This is a genomic window from Streptomyces azureus (assembly GCF_001270025.1).
Taxonomy (GTDB): Bacteria; Actinomycetota; Actinomycetes; order Streptomycetales; family Streptomycetaceae; genus Streptomyces; species Streptomyces azureus.
Genome location: NZ_DF968204.1, coordinates 1 through 18,940, shown reverse-complemented (window position 1 = coordinate 18,940; position 18,940 = coordinate 1). Strand labels below are relative to the sequence as shown.

General features: G+C 71.8%; 18 protein-coding genes, 1 pseudogene and 1 riboswitch. Of the genes and pseudogenes, 8 read left to right on the top strand and 11 right to left on the bottom strand.

The genetic code is table 11. The features are described from left to right. Positions 1–159 precede the first annotated feature (159 nt). Entirely contained in the window at positions 160–1,800 is a 1,641-nt protein-coding gene (locus AOQ53_RS04290; RefSeq protein ID WP_059415103.1) for a metallophosphoesterase, read from the bottom strand. A 23-nt stretch (positions 1,801–1,823) separates the two neighbouring features. Then, a complete protein-coding gene (locus AOQ53_RS04285; protein ID WP_010047056.1) occupies positions 1,824–2,063 on the bottom strand; it encodes an SCO4848 family membrane protein in 240 nt (79 codons plus the stop codon). Positions 2,064–2,235: 172 nt separating this feature from the next. Between AOQ53_RS04285 and AOQ53_RS04280 the strand changes: the two genes are divergently transcribed. Next, complete coding sequence (locus AOQ53_RS04280) at positions 2,236–3,555, top strand: D-alanyl-D-alanine carboxypeptidase family protein (RefSeq protein ID WP_059415102.1); 1,320 nt, start codon at positions 2,236–2,238, stop codon at positions 3,553–3,555. Here AOQ53_RS04280 and AOQ53_RS04275 read toward each other — a convergent pair. The 4 genes from AOQ53_RS04275 to AOQ53_RS04260 are packed head-to-tail and all read right to left on the bottom strand — an operon-like array spanning position 3,503 to position 6,312. Next, a complete protein-coding gene (locus tag AOQ53_RS04275) occupies positions 3,503–4,420 on the bottom strand; it encodes a YihY/virulence factor BrkB family protein (protein ID WP_174523228.1) in 918 nt (305 codons plus the stop codon). The two genes, AOQ53_RS04280 and AOQ53_RS04275, sit on opposite strands and share 53 nt — an antisense overlap. After that, a complete protein-coding gene (locus AOQ53_RS04270; RefSeq protein ID WP_059415100.1) occupies positions 4,408–4,860 on the bottom strand; it encodes a GtrA family protein in 453 nt (150 codons plus the stop codon). Before AOQ53_RS04270 ends, AOQ53_RS04275 begins: the two co-directional genes overlap by 13 nt. Further along, complete coding sequence (locus AOQ53_RS04265) at positions 4,857–5,801, bottom strand: decaprenyl-phosphate phosphoribosyltransferase (protein WP_059415098.1); 945 nt, start codon at positions 5,799–5,801, stop codon at positions 4,857–4,859. Before AOQ53_RS04265 ends, AOQ53_RS04270 begins: the two co-directional genes overlap by 4 nt. Beyond that, the gene (locus AOQ53_RS04260) at positions 5,794–6,312 is read right to left on the bottom strand and encodes a phosphatase PAP2 family protein (protein ID WP_059415097.1); all 519 of its coding nucleotides are present in this window, start codon (positions 6,310–6,312) and stop codon (positions 5,794–5,796) included. The genes AOQ53_RS04265 and AOQ53_RS04260 overlap by 8 nt, the downstream gene beginning before the upstream one ends. Positions 6,313–6,445: 133 nt before the next feature. On the opposite strand from AOQ53_RS04260, the gene AOQ53_RS04255 reads away from it, so the two are divergent. Together AOQ53_RS04255 and AOQ53_RS04250 are read left to right on the top strand one after the other, a co-directional pair. Continuing rightward, positions 6,446–7,828: an FAD-binding oxidoreductase gene (locus AOQ53_RS04255; RefSeq protein ID WP_059415096.1), complete on the top strand. Its 1,383-nt coding sequence runs from the start codon at positions 6,446–6,448 to the stop codon at positions 7,826–7,828. A 34-nt stretch (positions 7,829–7,862) separates the two neighbouring features. Then, complete coding sequence (locus tag AOQ53_RS04250; protein ID WP_059415095.1) at positions 7,863–8,618, top strand: decaprenylphospho-beta-D-erythro-pentofuranosid-2-ulose 2-reductase; 756 nt, start codon at positions 7,863–7,865, stop codon at positions 8,616–8,618. 12 nt (positions 8,619–8,630) lie between these two features. On the opposite strand, the gene AOQ53_RS04245 is transcribed toward AOQ53_RS04250, so the two are convergent. Together AOQ53_RS04245 and trpS are read right to left on the bottom strand one after the other, a co-directional pair. Then, positions 8,631–9,209: a 2'-5' RNA ligase family protein gene (locus AOQ53_RS04245; protein WP_059415093.1), complete on the bottom strand. Its 579-nt coding sequence runs from the start codon at positions 9,207–9,209 to the stop codon at positions 8,631–8,633. A gap of 185 nt (positions 9,210–9,394) precedes the next feature. Continuing rightward, the gene (trpS, locus tag AOQ53_RS04240) at positions 9,395–10,408 is read right to left on the bottom strand and encodes a tryptophan--tRNA ligase (protein ID WP_059415125.1); all 1,014 of its coding nucleotides are present in this window, start codon (positions 10,406–10,408) and stop codon (positions 9,395–9,397) included. An 89-nt stretch (positions 10,409–10,497) separates the two neighbouring features. Between trpS and AOQ53_RS04235 the strand changes: the two genes are divergently transcribed. Further along, positions 10,498–11,100, top strand: coding sequence for an RNA polymerase sigma factor (locus tag AOQ53_RS04235; RefSeq protein ID WP_174523227.1), 603 nt, complete (start codon positions 10,498–10,500; stop codon positions 11,098–11,100). Further along, positions 11,093–12,010 carry a hypothetical protein gene (locus tag AOQ53_RS04230; RefSeq protein WP_059415092.1) on the top strand — a complete coding sequence of 306 codons (918 nt, stop codon included), beginning with the start codon at positions 11,093–11,095 and terminating at the stop codon, positions 12,008–12,010. The genes AOQ53_RS04235 and AOQ53_RS04230 overlap by 8 nt, the downstream gene beginning before the upstream one ends. Positions 12,011–12,471: 461 nt before the next feature. On the opposite strand, the gene AOQ53_RS04225 is transcribed toward AOQ53_RS04230, so the two are convergent. The 3 genes from AOQ53_RS04225 to AOQ53_RS04215 all read right to left on the bottom strand — a co-directional run bounded on the left by AOQ53_RS04225 (position 12,472) and on the right by AOQ53_RS04215 (position 15,738). Beyond that, on the bottom strand, positions 12,472–13,920 hold the full coding sequence (locus AOQ53_RS04225; RefSeq protein WP_059415090.1) for a glycine hydroxymethyltransferase: 1,449 nt from the start codon (positions 13,918–13,920) through the stop codon (positions 12,472–12,474). 33 nt (positions 13,921–13,953) lie between these two features. Beyond that, positions 13,954–14,063: riboswitch (ZMP/ZTP riboswitch) on the bottom strand. 128 nt (positions 14,064–14,191) lie between these two features. Next, positions 14,192–15,367, bottom strand: a complete 1,176-nt coding sequence (locus AOQ53_RS04220) for a glutathionylspermidine synthase family protein (RefSeq protein ID WP_059415088.1) — start codon at positions 15,365–15,367, stop codon at positions 14,192–14,194. 14 nt (positions 15,368–15,381) lie between these two features. After that, the gene (locus AOQ53_RS04215; protein WP_059415086.1) at positions 15,382–15,738 is read right to left on the bottom strand and encodes a hypothetical protein; all 357 of its coding nucleotides are present in this window, start codon (positions 15,736–15,738) and stop codon (positions 15,382–15,384) included. 144 nt (positions 15,739–15,882) lie between these two features. Between AOQ53_RS04215 and AOQ53_RS04210 the strand changes: the two genes are divergently transcribed. The 3 genes and pseudogenes from AOQ53_RS04210 to AOQ53_RS45765 all read left to right on the top strand — a co-directional run. Continuing rightward, on the top strand, positions 15,883–16,725 hold the full coding sequence (locus AOQ53_RS04210; RefSeq protein WP_059415084.1) for a DMT family transporter: 843 nt from the start codon (positions 15,883–15,885) through the stop codon (positions 16,723–16,725). 168 nt (positions 16,726–16,893) lie between these two features. Beyond that, positions 16,894–17,473, top strand: a pseudogene (locus AOQ53_RS04205) (antibiotic biosynthesis monooxygenase). A gap of 29 nt (positions 17,474–17,502) precedes the next feature. Then, positions 17,503–18,940: glutamine amidotransferase-related protein (locus AOQ53_RS45765; RefSeq protein ID WP_236711565.1), on the top strand; the 1,438-nt coding region annotated here is incomplete at its 3' end.

The following is an 18,940-nucleotide window of genomic DNA, read 5'->3' as shown; positions in this document are numbered from 1 at the left end:
CCCTCCCGAGGCCCCTGGGGCCCTTGTGCCAGTGCCACACCCCTTTGTGGCGGCCTCACCCAATCACAGGTGTTTGACCTGGCGGAAGGGAGATCCGACGAGTTGGGAAAGAACTTACCGATGGGCGTTTCGGCCCGGTTTCACAGCGTTCCCACAGGGTCAGGCCTGCTTCGACGCGAGCTCGATCAGCGTGATGTCCGACGGTGCCCCGACCCGGGTGGGCGGGCCCCAGGCGCCCGCGCCGCGTGAGACGTAGAGCTGGGTGTCGCCGTAGCGCTCCAGGCCCGCGACGGTCGGGTTGGCGGCGGCGGCGAGGAAGTTGCCGGGCCAGAGCTGGCCGCCGTGGGTGTGGCCGGAGAGCTGGAGGTCCACGCCGTGGTCGACGGCGTCGTGGATCTGCACGGGCTGGTGGGCGAGCAGCACGCACGCGCGTGCTGTGTCGCGGTCGCCGAGAGCCCGGGCGTAGTCGGGGCCCTGGCCCTCGTCCTCGCCGGTCACGTCGTTGACTCCGGCCAGGTCGAAGTGCGGCAGCTCCCTGCGGGCGTTCTCCAGGGGGGTGAGGCCGAGGCGCCGGACCTCCTCGAGCCACTGCTCCGCGCCGGAGAAGTACTCGTGGTTCCCGGTGACGAAGTAGGACCCGTGACGGGACCTCAGCTGGGCCAGCGGGGCCGCCGCGGGGCCCAGGTCCTTCACACTGCCGTCGACCAGGTCGCCGACGACCGCGATCAGGTCGGGCTGGGTCGCGTTGATCGTGTCGACGACCTTCTGCGCGAAGCCGCGGCCCAGGACCGGGCCGAGGTGCACATCACTGACCACGGCGATCCGGTACCCGTGCGCCGCGCGCGGCAGTTTGGCCAGCGGCACGGTGACCCGCTTCACCCTGGGCCCACGCAGCACGCCGTACGTCCCGTACCCGACGGTCCCGACAGCAGCGGCCGCGGCGGCCCCGGCGACGACGCGGGAGACGAAGAGACGGCGTGAGGGGCCGGTGGGGGCGGTGGTGTCGGTGGTGTCCGGGGTGGCGAGCGGCTGTGGTGAGCTGTCGGGGGTGGCGGGTGAGGCGGATACGGGGTCGGCCTGGGGGTGGGGGGCGGAAGCGGACGCTCCGCCGGACACGCCGGCAGGACCCGTCTGCGGCCCGGCCGCCGCCGTCGCCGAAGCGGGCGCTCCGCCAGGCACACCGGCACGATCCACCTGCGGCGCATCCGTCGCCGTCGCCGAAGCCGCCACCCCGCCGGGCACACCGGCGCCGACGTCCGCCTGCCCGTCAACCACCGCCGCCGCAGCAGGCGCTCCGCCGGGCACGCCGGCGTCGCCCTTCTGTGGTGCGGCTGCCCCGCCGGGTACGGCAGGCGTGCCGGGGAGGTGTTCCGCGTCGGAGGGCGGGTCGGTTTTCGCCGGGGTGCCGGGCGTCGTCTCCGAGTCCGTCTCGGCCAGGGGGCTCCGCGTCACCGGGCCGGGCTCCGTCGCTCTCGCCCGCCGTTCCAGGAACCGTCTGAGCAGAGGTCGTACGACCTCCCCCGCCACCACGGCCAGCAGCAGGTATATCGACAGGGCCAGCCACAGGAAGCCCGGCCAGGCGAGGACCTGCTGGAGCCAGAAGGGGGCGCCCGAGCGTTCGGCGACCAGGGCCGTGATCGCGAGGATCCAGCCGCCGGCGATCAGGACCGCGCCCGTGCGGCGGGTCAGGCCCGGGCCGCGGGTCGTGTCGCGGAACAGGCGGCGCCACACGTACCAGTTGGCCGTCACGATGACGGCCAGGACGAGCAGTGCGACGAGCACGAAGAAGACGATGGCCACGGTGTCGTGTCTCCCGATTGCCGTTATGACGTCCGGCGCAGTGCGCGCAGACCACGCAACCCGATGGCCCCGATGGCCGTCCCCAATACGAAGGAAACGACTGCGAGCAGCAGGTGCACCCAGAAGTACGCCGTGGGATGACCGTCGTCGAAGGCGAGCCCGCTGCTGTCCTTGACAAGGTTCTTGACGAAAGTGATCCAGATGACCCAGCTCCACACCCCGAAGGCGAGCAGGAACCAGGAGACGGGGCGGCTGAGCTTCACAAAATCAGACCTTTCATCACAACGCCGGGCTCCCGGGGTCGGCCGGGCATCCGGGGGTTGTCCCCCGGATGAGCACAGCATGAGTCCAGTATCGCCAGAGCCTGTCCGGTTCCGTTCCCGGGGTGGGGCCGCGGGCGGGACTTCCCCCCGTACGGCATGTACGTTTCCGATCGTGCCCGCTCCGAAAAAGACCGCCAGGCGATCCCTGCTGGTCACCTCCGCCGTCCTGTCGTCTCTCGCCCTGGCCGCACCCGCGGCCGTCGCGGCCCCGAGCCCCTCGGGCAGCCCGTCGGTGAGCCCCTCGGGCAGTCCGTCGGCCACTCCCCCGGCGTCGATGTCGAGCGTGGGCGGCGCCCGGCTCGGGCAGCCGGGGACGCAGGTGAACCTGGCGAGCGGCGTGCCGGTGCTGCCGAAGGACGTGAGCGCCCGCTCCTGGATCGTCGCCGACGCCGAGTCCGGTGACGTGCTGGCCGCGCACAACGCGCACTGGCGGCTGGCCCCGGCGAGCACGCTGAAGATGCTGTTCGCGGACACGCTGCTGCCCAAGTTCCCGAGCACGGCCGAGCACAAGGTCGCCCCCTCCGACCTGGCGGGCATCGGCCCGGGCTCCAGCATGGTCGGGATAAAGGAGGACGAGACGTACACCGTCCGCGACCTGTGGCTCGGGGTCTTCCTCCAGTCCGGCAACGACGCCGTGCGCGTGCTGTCCGCGATGAACAAGGGCGTCGAGAACACCGTCAAGGAGATGAACGAGCACGCCGAGGAGCTCCAGGCCCTCGACACGCACGTCGTCAGCCCGGACGGCTACGACGCCGAGGGGCAGGTCTCGTCGGCGTACGACCTGACGCTGATCGCCCGATCGGGGCTGCAGAAGAAGGACTTCCGCGAGTACGCCTCGACGGTCACCGCGAAGTTCCCCGGCGAGACGAAGAAGGGCAAGAAGGGCAAGCCGGTCCGCAAGCCCTTCGAGATCCGGAACACCAACCGGCTGCTGTCCGGTGACTCGGACGTGCCCGTCTACCAGGGCATCGCCGGCGTCAAGAACGGCAACACCACCAACGCGGGCGCCACCTTCACGGGCGTCGCCGAGCGGAACGGCAAGGTGCTGCTGGTCACGGTGATGAACCCGGAGAAGGACGAGCACAACGCGGTCTACAAGGAGACCGCCCGGCTGCTCGACTGGGGCTTCAAGGCGGCCGGGAAGGTCCAGCCCGTGGGCGAGCTGGTGCCGCCGAGGAGCGCCGCGCAGGCCGGTGCCCAGCCCGGCGCCAACCCCTCCGGTGAGGCCGGTGGCTCCGGGAACGGCGCGGGCGGCACGGCCGGGACCGGCGCGAAGCCGGTGGCCAGCGCCCCGGCCGCGAACGGCGCCAGCGGCATCGGCATCGCGCTCGGCATCACCGGCGGTGTGCTGGTGCTGCTCGCGGGCGGCGCCTTCCTGGTCAACCGCCGCTGGCCGCTGCCGGATCTGGTGCGCCGCCGGACTCGCCCGTGACGTCCGGCAGTTCCTCCTCCTTGCTCTGCGTCGCCGTCCAGGAGGCGCAGAACAGCACCAGCTTCGAGGTGAAGTTGATCCACAGCAGCAACGCGACGGGCACGCCGAACGCGCCGTACATGCTCTTCGCGGCCACGCCCTGCAAGTAGCCGCTGAGCAGCAGCTTGAGCAGCTCGAAGCCGACCGCGCCGGTCAGCGCCGCCACGAAGAGGCGGTGGCGCGTGGGCTCGACGCCGGGCAGCAGCGTCAGGACGTAGAGCAGCAGCAGGAAGTCGGCGAGTACGGCGATCAGGAACGCGGCGATGTGCAGCAGGACACCGCTCCAGCCGCCCTCGTCGATGCCGAGGTGCCGGGTGATCCAGCCGATCATCGCGGAGGCGACGGTGGAGGCGGCGATGGTGACGAGGATCGCGCCGCCGAGGCCGATCAGGACACCCGCGTCCTTGGCGTAGCGCAGGACCGGGTTCTCCTCCTCGTCGGACAGCTCCCACACCGCCCGCAGGCACTCGCGCATGGAACCGGCCCAGCTGATGCCGGTGAACAGCAGCAGGGCGCCCGCGATGAGGCCGATCGTGCCGGCGTTGTCGACCAGGCCGGCGATGTCCAGCTGGTCGGATATGCCGGGCACCTGCTCGGCGATCTTGTCCTGGAGCTTGTCCTGCTGCTCCGTGCTGAGCGTGGCGGCGGCGATCGTGGCCGACACCGTCAGCAGCGGGAACAGCGCGACGAAACTCGTGAAGGTCATCGCGGCGGCCAGCCGCGTCCACTTCACGCGGTCCAGCCGCTCGTACGACCGCCACGCGTGGGTGATCATCAGCCGTGTCGCCCACGGCCCGATGACCGGGAGCTTTTTCAGCCAGTCCATGATCCGACTCTGCCCTCCGCCCGGAAGACCCATGTACGGGTACCCCAGAACCGCAGAATCGTGGCCAGTGTCATGCCGATGACCGCGCCGGAGACGGTGTCCGCGCGCTGCGAGGTGAGCCCGAGGCCGTAGTGGCTGACGGCGAGGCAGAGCAGTTGGACGGCGGCACCGGCGAGGTTCACCGCGAAGAAGGCGGCGTACGGGCGCAGGCCCCGGACTCGCGTGGTCCGGTAGGTGCCGAGGGCGTTGCCCGCGTAGGCGACCGAGCAGGCGGCCACGAAGGACAGGGTCTTGGCGCTGAGCGGGCCGAGCCCGGCGGGGCCGCGCAGGCAGGTGAACAGGGCCAGGTCGACGGCGTAGGCGAGAAGACCGACGGCGGCGAAACCCAGGAGCTCCCGGCGGCAGGGGGCCGTGGGGCTCGACCACGCGCGCGGGGTCACCAATTGGCCACCGCCAGGCCGTACATCGCCACCCACACCAGGCCGATGAGGGCGAGCGCCCGGTCGCGCAGGACGACGTCCTCGGGTTCCCCGGCCGTGCCGCGGTCGGCGAAGACGGCGTACCGCAGGACGGCGAGGATGAAGGCGACCATGGACAGTTGCCGCCAGGGCAGCACGCTGGTGTGCGGGACGCCGCCCTCCTCCATGGCCCACAGGCAGTAGCCGAGGACGGCGACACCGGCCGCGAGCTGCCAGACGAAGCGGAGGTAGCCGGTGGTGTACTCGGTGAGCAACGCCCGTGTGGCGCCCGCTTGTCCGGCCATCTGCACGGCTTCGGAGTAGCGCTTGGCCGACACCATGAACAGCGCGCCGAAGCCGGTGGTGATCAGGAACCAGCGCGACAGCGGGATGCCGAGGGCGAGCCCGCCGGCCATCGCCCGCATCAGGAAACCGGTCGTGACGACGGCGAGGTCGACGACGAGAACGTGCTTGAGGCTGACGCAGTAGGCCAGTTGCATGCCGAGGTAGGCGGTCAGCAGGGCGGAGACGGTCGGGGAACAGAGCCAGGCCGCGGCCGCGGGCGCGAGCAGGCCGAGGCAGCCGCCGACGGCGTAGGCGACGGGCACGGGGACCTGTCCGGCGGCGACCGGGCGGTGCCGCTTGGTGGGGTGGGCGCGGTCGGCCTCGGCGTCGCGGGCGTCGTTGACGAGGTAGACGGCGGCGGCGCAGGCGGTGAAGAGGACGAAGACGAGGGCGAGTTGGGTCAGGACGTGCCGGGAGAAGAGCTCGCCGGCGGCCGCCGGGGCGGCGACCACCAGGACGTTCTTCACCCACTGCCTGGGCCGCGCGGTCCGCAGGAGACCGGCCAGGAGACTGCCCTTGCGGGGTGGCGCGGACCGCTCCTGGGGGGTGCGCTGCCGCAGGACGGCCGTCTCAGCCATGGTGGGCTCCCCTCATCCAGCGGGCGCCGAGCCGGGCCGTGAGCGCGCCGAGGGCCGCGCCCGCCGCGACGTCCGAGGGGTAGTGGACGCCGGCCACCAGCCGCGAGACGCACACGGCGGCGGCGAGCGGCGGGACGGCGCGCGCTCCCAGGGCGCCGAAGGCGACGGCGGCGGCAGCGGCGGACGTGGCGTGCGAGCTGGGGAAGGAGTGCCGGCCGGCGGTGCGCACCAGGGGCTCGACGTGCGCGGGGCGCGGGCGGCGCACGATCCGCTTCACCCCCATGCTGACGAGGTGCGCCCCCGCGGTGAGCGCCGTGCCGCGCAGCCAGGCGCCGCGTCTCCTGCCGTCGACGGCGGCTCCGGCGAGCCCCGCCGCCAGCCACAGCGCCGCGTGTTCCCCCGCCCAGGACAGGGCACGCGCGGCGCCGGCCACGCGCGGGTCGGTGCCGCACGCTCTGAGCGCCGAAACGATCCGGTGATCCATGTCGTGCAGGTCGTCGAGGTCGTCCATGTGGACTCACTGTTCACGCCCACCTGGCCTGAACTCCGGCAATATTGAGCGACATCCCATTAATCACCCGTTTCGGGGAGGAGCGCCATGTTCTCGAACTAAAAGCTCACATTGGGGCGATACGGTCACGGACATGTCTGCCGACACCGATTCCGTCCCGGACGTCATGGGCCTGGACCACACCACCGTCACCGGCTGGGGCCGCACCGCGCCCACTGCCGCCCGGCTCATCCGCCCGCAGACCTACGAGGAGGCCGCGGCGGCCGTCCGCGACTGCGGGGCCCGCGGCGGGATCCCCCGGGGCCTGGGACGGGCGTACGGGGACGCGGCGCAGAACGCGGGCGGGTCCGTGCTCGACATGACGGGCCTGGACCGCGTGCACGCGATCGACGCCGACGGCGGCACCGTGCTGTGCGACGCGGGCGTCTCCCTGCACCGGCTGATGGAGGTGCTGCTGCCGCTCGGCTGGTTCGTGCCGGTCACCCCCGGCACCCGCTACGTCACCGTCGGCGGGGCGATCGGCGCCGACATCCACGGCAAGAACCACCATGTCTCGGGCTCCTTCTCGCGGCACGTGCTGGCCTTCGAACTGCTCACCGCAGACGGCGAGATCCGCACGGTGATCCCCGGAACGCCCCTGTTCGACGCCACCGCGGGCGGCATGGGACTGACCGGGGTGATCCTCACCGCGACGATCCGGCTCCAGCCGGTCGAGACCTCACTGATGTCGGTCGACACCGAACGGGCGGCGGACCTCGACGACCTGATGGCCCGGCTGGCGGCGACCGACCACCGCTACCGCTACTCGGTCGCCTGGATCGACCTGCTGGCCCGGGGCGCCGCCACCGGCCGCGCGGTCCTCACCCGCGGCGACCACGCGCCCTTGGACACCCTCCCCGCCCGCCTGCGCCGGAACCCGCTGTCCTTCCGCACCTCCCGCTTCCCGTCCGCCCCCGCGGGCCTGCCCGAGGGCCTGCTCACCCGTACGACCGTGGGCCTCTTCAACGAGCTCTGGTACCGCAAGGCCCCCCGTGCGCGGTCCTGCCAACTCCAGCGCATCTCCGCCTTCTTCCACCCCCTGGACGGCGTGCCCCACTGGAACCGCGTCTACGGCCGGGGCGGCTTCGTGCAATACCAGTTCGTCGTCGGCTACGGCCAGGAGGACGCCCTGCGCCGCATCGTGCGCCGCATCTCCGAACGCCGCTGCCCGTCGTTCCTGGCCGTCCTCAAGCGTTTCGGGGAGTCCGACCCGGGCTGGCTGTCCTTCCCGGTGCCCGGCTGGACGCTGGCGCTGGACATCCCGGCGGGCCTGCCCGGCCTCGGCGCGTTCCTCGACGAACTCGACGAGGAGGTCGCCACCGCCGGCGGACGCGTCTACCTCGCCAAGGACGCCCGGCTGCGCCCGGAGCTGCTCGCGGCCATGTACCCGCGGCTGGACGAGTTCCGGACCCTGCGCGCGGAACTGGATCCGCACGGGGTCTTCACGTCCGATCTGTCCCGCCGCCTCGGCCTCTAGGCACAGGCACACCAGGCAACCTCTAGGAGCTGTCATGAAGGACGCCTTCGGTCTCCCTCAGTCCCTGCTCGTCCTCGGCGGGACGTCGGAGATCGCGCTGGCCACCGCCCGCCGGCTGATCGCCCGCCGCACCCGCACGGTCTGGCTGGCCGGCCGCCCGTCGCCCGCCCTGGAGGAAGCCGCCGGGCAGTTGCGCGGGCTCGGGGCCGATGTGCACACCGTCGCCTTCGACGCGCTCGACCCCACCTCCCACGAGGCCGTGCTCGGCAAGGTCTTCGCCGAGGGAGACATCGACATGGTGCTGCTCGCCTTCGGCCTCCTCGGCGACCAGGCCCGCGACGAGCGGGAGCCGCAGGCGGCGGTGCGGGTCGCGCAGACCAACTACACCGGCGCGGTCTCGGCGGGCCTGGTGTGCGCCCGCGCGCTCCAGTCCCAGGGGCACGGCTCGCTGGTCGTCATGTCCTCCGTCGCGGGCGAGCGGGCCCGCCGCGCGAACTTCATCTACGGCTCCAGCAAGGCGGGCCTCGACGCCTTCGCGCAGGGCCTGGGCGACGCGCTGCACGGCACGGGCGTGCACGTCATGATCGTACGCCCCGGCTTCGTCCGGACGCGGATGACCGCCGGCCTGCCCGAGGCGCCCCTCGCGACCACGCCCGAGGCGGTGGCGACGGCCGTCGAGCTGGGGCTGCGGCGCCGCTCGGAGACGGTGTGGGTGCCGGGCGCGCTGCGCGTGGTGATGTCGGCGCTGCGGCACATGCCGCGCGGGATGTTCCGGCGACTGCCGATCTGACCTACGAGCGGATCACCAGGTGGGGACGGAGCCGCGCTCCACATGTCCGGCCTGGGGCGGGACCACCGAGCCGCCGAAGGGGAACTCGCGGAGCTTGCGCCAGACACCGTCGGCGCCCTGCTCGTAGAGGGCGAAGCCGGTGCACGGCCACTCGGCCTCGTAGTCGGCGAGTTCCTCGAAGGCGCGGTCCATCGCCGCCTCGTCGATGCCGTGCGCCACCGTGACGTGCGGGTGGTACGGGAACTGCAGTTCGCGTACCACCGGCCCGGCGGGGTCGCGGACCTGCTCCTGGAGCCGGGTGCAGTCCTCCGCACCCGCGACGATCCGCACGAACACCACCGGCGACAGGGGCCGGAACGTGCCGGTGCCGGACAGCCGCATCGGGAACGGTCGGCCGGTCGCGGCGACCTCGGCGAGATGCGCCTCGACGGCCGGCAGGGCTGACTCGTCGATCTCCGTCGGCGGCAGCAGGGTGACGTGCGTGGGAATGCCGTGAGCCGCGGCGTCGCCGAAGCCCGCGCGCAGCTGCTGAAGCCGGCTGCCGTGAGGCTCCGGGACCGCGATCGAGACACCGATCGTTACGGTCCCCACGTCGTCTCCTGTCGTTTCAGTTGGTGAGACCCGTCCTGCCGGAGCGAGTCCCGCCGGATCGAGCGGAGTGGCCGCTGATACGACCACCCGGTTATCGACTGTACGGCCACGACCCGGTTACAGGCAGGCGCAACCGAAGTGATGTACAGCGCTGTTCGGTGGTACGGCTGTGCGCGGGAGCGGGTTCAGTGCTTGGCGGGCAGGAAGCCGACCTTGTCGTACGCCTGCGCGAGGGTCTCCGCGGCGACGGCGCGTGCCTTCTCAGCGCCCTTGGCCAGGACCGAGTCGAGCGTCTCCGGGTCGTCCAGGTACTGCTGCGTGCGCTCCCGGAACGGCGTCACGAACTCGACCATGACCTCGGCGAGGTCCGTCTTGAGCGCGCCGTAGCCCTTGCCGGCGTACTTCTCCTCCAGCTCCGCGATGCCCGCCCCGGTGAGGGTCGAGTAGATCGTGAGGAGGTTGCTGATGCCCGGCTTGTTCTCGACGTCGTAGCGGATCACCGTCTCGGTGTCGGTGACCGCGCTCTTGACCTTCTTCGCGGTGGCCTTCGGCTCGTCGAGGAGGTTGATGAGGCCCTTCGGCGTGGACGCCGACTTGCTCATCTTGATCGACGGGTCCTGAAGGTCGTAGATCTTCGCCGTCTCCCTGAGGATGTACGGCTTCGGGACGGTGAAGGTCTGGCCGAAGCGGCCGTTGAAGCGCTCGGCGAGGTCGCGGGTGAGCTCGACGTGCTGGCGCTGGTCCTCGCCGACCGGGACCTCGTGCGCCTGGTAGAGCAGGATGTCCGCGACCTGGAGGATCGGGTACGTGAACAGGCCGACGGAGGCGCGCTCGGCGCCCTGCTTGGCGGCCTTGTCCTTGAACTGGGTCATCCGGCTCGCCTCGCCGAAGCCGGTGAGGCAGTTCATGATCCAGGCGAGCTGCGCGTGCTCGGGGACGTGGCTCTGGACGAAGAGCGTGCAGCGGTCCGGGTCCAGACCCGCGGCCAGCAGCTGGGCGGCGGCCAGGCGGGTGTTGGCGCGCAGGTCCTTCGGGTCCTGCGGGATGGTGATCGCGTGCAGGTCGACGACCATGTAGAACGCGTCGTGGGTCTCCTGGAGGGCCACCCACTGGCGCACGGCGCCGAGGTAGTTGCCGAGGTGGAACGAGCCGGCGGTGGGCTGGATTCCGGACAGCACGCGAGGTCGGTCAGAGGCCATGTTCACCATTCTCTCAGGTCCCGTGGGGCGATCCGGAACTGGTCCGAAACAGGTGGGAACCGATCCCTGTCCGGCGGTGTAACAAGAGTGTGAGAACGCGGGAGGGGGGCCGCATCGCCGATGAGGCCGCGGTGATCGCACGCGTACGCGCCGGAGAGCCGGAGGCGTACGCGGTGCTGGTGCGGACGCATACGGCAATCGCGCTCAGGGCGGCCACCGCGCTCGGGGCGGGAGCGGACGCTGAGGACGTGGTGCAGCAGGCCTTCGTCAAGGCGTACTGCGCCCTGGGCAGGTTCCGGGACGGCATGGCGTTCAAGCCGTGGCTGCTGGCGATCGTCGCCAATGAGACGAGGAACACAGTGCGCAGGGCCGCGCGCCAGCGCACGCTCGCCGACCGGGAGGCGGCGCTGGTGAAGGCCGAGCCGCTCATACCGGAGTCGGCGGACCCCGCGGTCGCGACACTGGAGGCGGAGCGCCGCGCGGCGTTACTGGCCGCCCTGGAGAAACTGAGCGAGGAGCACCGACTGGTCGTCACCTACCGGTACCTGCTGGAGATGGACGAGCCGGAGACGGCCCAGGCCCTTGGCTGGCCGCGCGGGACGGTGAAGTCGCGCCTGAACCGTGCCCTGCGCAAGCTGGCCAGGTTGCTGCCGGACTTCCAGCCTCGGGAGGGGGGTGAGGAGCATGAGTGACGGACGGGGTGTGCCCGACGGCGACGCCGGGCGCTACGACGCTGACAGGGCGCCGCGCCGACGCGCGGAAGCCGCCCGGCTGCGGGAGGAGCTGCGGGCGCTGGGGAGGTCGCTCGACGCGCCGGGCGGCGCCGGTCCGGAGTCGATGGCGGAGCGGGTGCTGGCGCAGATACTGGCCGAGCAGACGCCGGTGCCGGTGGCCGAACCGCCCGGGGTCCGGGAGCGGCTGCGGTCGGTCCGGCGCTGGGCGCACGCGCGGTGGCGGTCGCTGACCGCGGCGCTGTGCGGGCTGCTGACGGTGCTCGTGCTCACGCCCCCCGTGCGGGCCGCGGTGGCCGACTGGTTCGACTTCGGCGGGGTCGAGGTGAGGTACGACCCGTCGGCGGTGCCCACTCACAGCGCCGAGGTGCCCGGCTGCGGACAGCCGGTCTCCCTCGCGCAGGCCGAGCAGCGGGCAGGGTTCGCGCCAGTGGTGCCAAAGGGTCTCGGGACGCCGGACGCGGTGACTGTGAGCAGCCAGCCGCATGGGCGGGTCCTGATGAGCCTGTGCTGGAGTGAGCAGGGGCGCACCATACGGCTGGACGAGTACCGGGCGCGTCTGGACACCAGCTTCGTCAAGCGCGTGCGCGAGCAGCCGGGGTGGGTGGCGCTGCGGGGCGAGCCCGGGAACGGCGATGTGACGGACTGGGCCCTGTGGTTCCCGCGGCCGCATCTGCTGAACTTCTGGCTGGTCGAGGCGGACGGTGACCGCTACACGCGTGAGGAGCGGACGGCCGGGCCGACCCTGCTGTGGACCTCCCCGGGCGTTGACGGCGTCGTCACGCTGCGACTGGAGGGCGTCGCGTCGAAGGCGCGGGCGGTGGAGATCGCGAGGTCGGCCACGGCTCCGCGCGGCGAGTCCCCGAGATAGCCCGCGGGGTGGGAACCCCGACGGGCCGGGCGGTGTACCAGAAGTGACGGGCGGCTCTCGGGGCCGCGCAGATCGGCTGGCTGGGGGCTCGGATGCGTCAATGGTGGTGCAGGGTTCGTGGACTGATCGCAGGCGCGGGAGCGCTGACGGCGGCGATGGCCCTGCAGAGCGGGGCTGCTCGGTGAGCCGGTGAAACGGGTCGCCGACGTCCTCCCCCTGCCCGACGGGACTACCGGTGACCGGTCCGCCGCGGTGGGTCCGGCCCGGTGGAGGGCGGTGTCTGGTGGGCTGCCGGGGGCCTGCTTCTGGGGCTCGGCGGCAGTCATGTGATACGCCGCGCGGCGGCCCGGCGCGAAGCCGGACCGCCGCCACGTGAGGAGCCACTGCATGAGCTGATCGACCTGGGAGCCCTGACGCCGGTGAGCGCGCCGAGGTCTCGCTCGCGGTGAGCCCTGCGGATCTCAGCCGAGGTCGATCTCGGGGTAGAGCGGGAAGCCCGCCACCAGGTCCGTTGCGCGGTGGCTGATCTCGTCGGCGACCTTCGCGTCGAGGACGTGGGCCGCCTTGGAGGGGGCGCCCGACTTGGTGGTGCCCGGCTCCGTCGTGGTGAGGACGCGGTCGATCAGGGCCGCGACCTCGTCCATCTCCGCCGTGCCCAGGCCGCGGGTGGTCAGGGCCGGGGTGCCGATGCGGATGCCGGAGGTGTACCAGGCGCCGTTCGGGTCGGCGGGGATCGCGTTGCGGTTGGTGACGATGCCCGACTCGAGCAGCGCGGCCTCGGCCTGACGGCCGGTGAGGCCGTAGGAGGAGGCGACGTCGATCAGGTTCAGGTGGTTGTCCGTGCCGCCGGTCACGAGGGTCGCGCCGCGGCGCATCAGGCCCTCGGCGAGGGCGCGGGAGTTGTCGACGATGCGCTGGGCGTAGTCGCGGAAGGACTCCTGGCGGGCCTCCGCGAGGGCGACGGCCTTGGCGGCCATGACGTGCGGAAGCGGGCCGCCGAGGACCATCGGGCAGCCGCGGTCGACCTGGTCCTTGAGCGAGTCGTCGCACAGGACCATGCCGCCGCGGGGGCCGCGCAGCGACTTGTGGGTGGTCGTCGTCACGATCTGGGCGTGCGGGACCGGGTCGAAGTCGCCGGTCAGGACCTTGCCCGCGACCAGGCCGGCGAAGTGCGCCATGTCCACCATGAGCGTGGCGCCGACCTCGTCGGCGATCTCGCGCATGATCCGGAAGTTCACCAGGCGGGGGTAGGCCGAGTAGCCCGCGACGATGATCAGCGGCTTGAACTCGCGGGCGGAGGTGCGCAGGGCCTCGTAGTCGATGAGGCCGGTGGCCGGGTCCGTGCCGTAGGAGCGCTGGTCGAACATCTTGCCGGAGATGTTCGGGCGGAAGCCGTGGGTGAGGTGGCCGCCGGCGTCGAGGGACATGCCGAGCATGCGCTGGTTGCCGAAGGCGCGGCGCAGCTCCGCCCAGTCGGCCTCGGAGAGGTCGTTGACCTGGCGGGCGCCGGCCTTCTCCAGGGCCGGGACCTCGACGCGCTGGGCGAGGACCGACCAGAAGGCGACCAGGTTGGCGTCGATGCCGGAGTGCGGCTGGACGTAGGCGTGGCGGGCGCCGAAGAGTTCCTTGGCGTGCTCGGCGGCGAGGGACTCGACGGTGTCCACGTTGCGGCAGCCCGCGTAGAAGCGGCGGCCGATGGTGCCCTCGGCGTACTTGTCGCTGAACCAGTTGCCCATCGCCAGCAACGTGGCCGGGGAGGCGTAGTTCTCGGAGGCGATCAGCTTGAGCATCTCGCGCTGGTCGGCGACCTCCTGGCCGATGGCGTCGGCTACGCGCGGCTCTACGGCGCGGATGACGTCGAGGGCGGCGCGGTAGGCGGTGGAAGCGGTGGAGAGGGGCTCGGCTGGCATGAATGGACCTCCGGACGTTGCGTTCAGCGTTCACGGTACGGCCCAGGCGCACGGCACGGTTCCGGTCCCCGGGGTTCAACCAGGTCCGGGGGCCGCTTCCCGATGGTCGGTCCCATCCCAGCACGCCAGTCACGGCCCGGTGATCAGCCTACCGGGTGAGGGGGCGGGGGAGCATCTGCCGGGTTGGGCATCGCTGCCGGGTGCGGGTTGCCTGTGGCTGGTCGCGCAGTTCTCCGCGCCCCTCGGAGGGGCGTCCCTCCCCCGGCCCCTTTCAGAGAATCACGTGCGGTAGGAAGCGGGCGTACTCGTCCGTGATCAGGCCCGAGGATTCTCGGATGCCCAGGCCCGCCGAATCGTCCTCCACCACCCATGCGCCCAGGACCACGTGGTTGCCGTCGAAGTCGGGCAGGGGGGCCAGTTCCTGGTAGCAGCAGGGTTCGTCCCGGCGGGCCCGGGGGGATCCGGGTTCCTGGATCGTGACGCCCGCGCCCTCTCGGCCGAGGAGGGGCTTGGCGACCCAGCCCGGCAGGTCCCGGGGGCCGTCCAGGTAGGCCGGGAGGAGGTTGGGGTGGTCGGGGTACAGCTCCCAGAGGATGGCCAGGAGCGCCTTGTTGCTGAGGAGCATTTTCCAGGCCGGCTCGATCCAGAGGGTGGAGCCGGTGCCGCCGCCGTTGTCCAGCGTCTCCAGGACGTGGTCGGCGAAGCGGTCGGTGGTGAGCCACTCCCAGGGGTAGAGCTTGAAGATGCTGCGGATGAAGCGGAGGCGGTTGTCGACGAAGCGGCCGGAGAGGCGGTCCCAGCCGATCTCCTCCATGGAGATCCAGTCGGTTTCCATCCCCGCCTGCTCGGCTGTCTCCTTCAGGTAGGCGACCGTCATGAGGTCCTCGCCGAGTTCGTCGGCGGAGGAGTACGCGAAGTACAGCGGGCTGCCCGGCAGGAGGAGGGCGGCCTGTTTCCGCCAGGCGTCGATCAGGCGCTCGTGGAGGGAGTTCCACTGGTCGGCGCCGGGGAAGCGGTCCTCCATCCAGAACCACTGGGGGGACGCGGCCTCCACCAGTGAGGTGGGGGTGTCGGCGTTGTACTCCAGGAGTTTGGCCGGGCCGGTGCCGTCGTAGCGGAGGTCGAAACGGCCGTAGAGGGAGGGGAGTTCGGCGCGGCGGTGCCAGGACTCGGCGACCGCCTGGGCCACGCGGGGGTCGGTGATGCCCAGGTCCGCGAAACGGTCCTCGGTGACGATGTGGCCGGCCGCCGTGAGGCACATGCGGTGGAGTTCCTCGACGACCTCTTCCAGGGCCTCGATCTCCGCAAGGGTGAAGACGTAGTAGGCGCTTTCGTCCCAGTAGGGGCGCAGGGAGCCGTCGGGGTAGCGGGTCAGGGGGTAGATCAGGCCCTGTTCCTCGACGGTCTGCTGCCAGCCGGGGCGGGGGGTGAGGGTGCGGCGTTCCATGTGCGTACGGTCCGTCAGCCGCCGCTGCTGCCGGAGCCCGAGCAGCCGAAGCCGCCCCGGTCGACGGCCTCGCTGCGGCTGAAGGTGCCGTTGTCGGCGTAGCCGCCGCTGACGTCGGCGTCGTAGTACCAGTCGGCGTTCGTGCTCTTGGTCTTGCCGGTCGTCTTGCGGCCCTTGCCGTAGGAGGACGAGGAGCCGGACTTGCAGTTCTTGTCGGCGACGATCTTGTAGCCGTTGATGTAGTCGTGGCTGTCCCGGTCCACGCAGCGGCGGTCCGGGTCGGAGCCGCACGCGGACAGGGCCGCCGCGAGGACACCCATGCCGCCCAACACCACCGTGCTCGAGCGCAGTCGCCGCCGTGTTTCAGCCATGTCCGTGTCTCCCCGTGTCCCCGTCGTGCACTGCGTGTCCCTGATAGGTACTGCCGAGCGGTCAGCCTAGAGACCGGTGTGAGCGAGCGCGCATGACCCCCCGGCTCACACCCCCTCCTCTACTGTCATTTTGTGATTTTTGGAATGGTGTGCGCCCTTGGTGCGGCGGTCTGCTTCGGTACGGCGACGGTGTTGCAGGCGATGGCCGCGCGGGCGGTGGCGACCGGCCCGGGCGGGGACGTGGCGCTGTTGTGGCGGGCGCTGCGGCAGTGGCGGTATCTGGTCGGGCTCGGGATGGACGGGTTCGGCTTCCTGCTCCAGATCGCCGCGCTGCGGTCGGTGCCGATCTACACCGTGGGGGCGGCGCTGGCCGCGAGCCTCGCGGTGACGGCCGTGGTCGCGGCGCGGCTGCTCAGGGTGCGGCTGAGCCGCATGGAGTGGGCGGCGGTGGGGGTGGTGTGCGCCGGGCTCGCGCTGCTGGGGCTGGCGTCCGGGGCGGAGGGTGAGGAGGTCGGGCCGGTCTGGCTGAGGTGGGCGATGCTCGCCGCGGCGGTCGGGGTGCTGCTGCTCGGCGGGGTGGGAGGGCGACTGCCGGAGCGGGGGCGGGCGCTCGCGCTCGGGCTGGGTGCCGGGCTCGGGTTCGGGGTGGTGGAGGTGGCGGTGCGGCTCATCGACGGTCTGACGCCCGCCGTGCTCTTCACGAACCCGGCGGCGTACGCGCTGCTGCTCGGCGGCGGGGCCGCGTTCCTGTTGCTGACCTCCGCCCTCCAGCGCGGGTCGGTGACCACGGCGACCGCGGGACTGGTGCTCGGTGAGACCGTCGCGCCCGCGCTGATCGGCGTGGTGTGGCTCGGGGACCGTACGCGGCCGGGGCTGGAGTGGCCGGCGCTGCTCGGGTTCGCGGTGGCGGTGGCCGGGGCGCTGGCGCTGTCGCGGTTCGGGGAGGCGCCGGTGGAGCGGGCGGAGAGCGCGCTTACGCCCAGGTGATCGCGGGGATTGCGCCCGGCTGGTCGGAGGGGTCACGCCAGCTCGCCGGAGGGGGCACGCCAGGTGATAGGGGGCGATTCCCATCTGCTCAAAAGCTTCACGTTCCGGATGCGGAAAATTATTTGTTGAATCCTGAACGCGCGTGAACCGCTTTCCGTATGGGACGGCGTGCCCAGTAATCCCGTCACGGTCACCGTGGCCTATCGCGTGATGCCGGGCCGGACGGCCGACTTCCACTCCTGGGGGTGGGCCATGCTGGGCGCGACCGCGCGGCAACCGGGGTTTCTGGAGGGGTGGGGTACTTGTCGACGGAGGGGCGGAGTGGCATGTCGTCTATCGCTTCGCCAGCGAGGGTGCGGCCCTGGCCTGGGAGAAATCACCCTCCCGGGCACAGTGGGACGCCCGGCTGGAGGGGCTCGCCCAAGAGGTGGTGCGCAGGCGGGTGCGGGGTGTCCGCGCCTGGTTCGAGGTGCAGACGCTGACACCCGCGCCACCGGCTCCGCCGTCGAAATGGAAACTGTGGTTCGTGAATATGAGCGCGGTTTTTCCGCCGGTGCTCCTGTTCAATCTGACGGTGCTTCCCGATCTCGGTGACCTCAATGCACTGATCCGCACGCTGTTGTTGTGTCTGTGCGTGACGGCCCTTGTCACCTGGATTCTCATGCCGCGGCTCCAGCGCTTCTTCAGGAAATGGCTGTACCCGTCGCTCCAGGCGCTCCGCGGACGGCACATACGCCGGGCCACGTAGGCCCGCGAACGAACAGAGGGAGGTGGGCGGTGAAGACCCTGCTCATCGACAATTACGACTCGTACACGTACAACCTGTTCCAGCTGATCGCCGAGGTCAACGGCGAGGAGCCGGTGGTCGTCCGCAACGACGCCGCCGTCGACGGGGTTCCGGATCTCCGGGAGTTCGACAACCTGGTGGTGTCCCCGGGTCCCGGGCACCCGGCGGACGCGCGTGACTTCGGCATCGCGGCCAGGCTGGTCGCGACCTCCCCGGTTCCCGTGCTAGGCGTGTGTCTCGGCCATCAGGGCATCGCGCTCGGGGAGCGCGGAGTGGTGGGGCCCGCTCCGCAGCCGCGGCACGGGCACCTGTCCACGATCCGGCATGACGAACGCGACCTGTTCCAGGGCCTGCCGCAGAACTTCTCCGCCGTCCGCTACCACTCGCTGTCCGTCCGCGAGCCGCTGCCGGAGATGCTGGAGGCCACGGCCTGGGCGGAGGACGGCGTCCTCATGGGTCTGCGGCACCGCACCCGGCCGCTGTGGGGCGTGCAGTTCCATCCGGAGTCCGTTCTCACGGAGTTCGGCCATCGCATGCTCGTGAACTTCCGCAACCTGACCGCGGAGCGGGCCGGCAAGCTGCGCACGAAGAACACGGCAGTGCCGTCGCACGAGTCATCGGCCCGGCGCCGCGTGGTGGTACCGGAGTGCGAGGCGGGGGTCTCTCGGTCGTCGGCGGCGGGCCGTCGGCCTGCGGCCACGCTCTGGGGAGCGGTGATCCCGTCGGGCGGGGCGGCCTGGTCCGGCGGGGCCGGTACACCTACCGGGGCTGGTACACGTACCGGGGCTGGTACACGTACCGGGGCTGGTACACGTACCGGGGCTGGTCCGTCCGGGGCGGCCGGTCCGTCCGCTGACGCCGGTCCATCCGCCGGGGCCGGTCCGTCCGCCAGGCCGGGTTGGTCCGGCCCAGCCGATCCATCCGGCGACACCGGGACGCCCACCCGGCCCGTGCCATCCAGCGGAACCGTGCCCTCCTCCGGTGCAGGTCCATCCGGTGCGTCGGATCCGCCCGCCGACACCGGGACGCCCGCCGCGGCCGTCCCGACGGCAAGGGGCAAGGCGCGCGCCGAGGCCGGTCCGGCCGTCACCCGCACTCCGTCCGACGCGGGCGGCCCGCCCACCGCCGCCATCCCCCGCCCCCGTCGCCCCCAGCGCGTCGGGTACCGGCTGCACAGTCGGCGGATCGGTGGTGCGGTGGATGCCGAGGCGGCGTTCGCGCGGATGTACGCCGGGTCTTCGCGGGCGTTCTGGCTGGACAGTTCGCTGGTGGAGCCGGGGCGGTCGCGGTTCTCGTTCTTCGGGGACGACAGCGGGCCGCTGGCCGAATTCGTGCGGTACGACGTCGGCAGCGGACGCTGCGAGATCGAGCGGGCGGGGCGGCCGGTGCGGAAGGTCGCGGCCAGTGTGTTCGACTACCTCAAGCGGC

Bases quoted from the DNA above. Each gene is read 5' to 3' on its own strand.
- AOQ53_RS04275 (WP_174523228.1), bottom strand. From the start codon at position 4,420: ATGGACTGGCTGAAAAAGCTCCCGGTCATCGGGCCGTGGGCGACACGG.
- AOQ53_RS04265 (WP_059415098.1), bottom strand. From the start codon at position 5,801: ATGGCTGAGACGGCCGTCCTGCGGCAGCGCACCCCCCAGGAGCGGTCC.
- AOQ53_RS04260 (WP_059415097.1), bottom strand. From the start codon at position 6,312: ATGGACGACCTCGACGACCTGCACGACATGGATCACCGGATCGTTTCG.
- AOQ53_RS04255 (WP_059415096.1), top strand. From the start codon at position 6,446: ATGTCTGCCGACACCGATTCCGTCCCGGACGTCATGGGCCTGGACCAC.
- AOQ53_RS04250 (WP_059415095.1), top strand. From the start codon at position 7,863: ATGAAGGACGCCTTCGGTCTCCCTCAGTCCCTGCTCGTCCTCGGCGGG.
- trpS (WP_059415125.1), bottom strand. From the start codon at position 10,408: ATGGCCTCTGACCGACCTCGCGTGCTGTCCGGAATCCAGCCCACCGCC.
- AOQ53_RS04230 (WP_059415092.1), top strand. From the start codon at position 11,093: ATGAGTGACGGACGGGGTGTGCCCGACGGCGACGCCGGGCGCTACGAC.
- AOQ53_RS04225 (WP_059415090.1), bottom strand. From the start codon at position 13,920: ATGCCAGCCGAGCCCCTCTCCACCGCTTCCACCGCCTACCGCGCCGCC.
- AOQ53_RS04220 (WP_059415088.1), bottom strand. From the start codon at position 15,367: ATGGAACGCCGCACCCTCACCCCCCGCCCCGGCTGGCAGCAGACCGTC.
- AOQ53_RS04215 (WP_059415086.1), bottom strand. From the start codon at position 15,738: ATGGCTGAAACACGGCGGCGACTGCGCTCGAGCACGGTGGTGTTGGGC.
- AOQ53_RS04210 (WP_059415084.1), top strand. From the start codon at position 15,883: ATGGTGTGCGCCCTTGGTGCGGCGGTCTGCTTCGGTACGGCGACGGTG.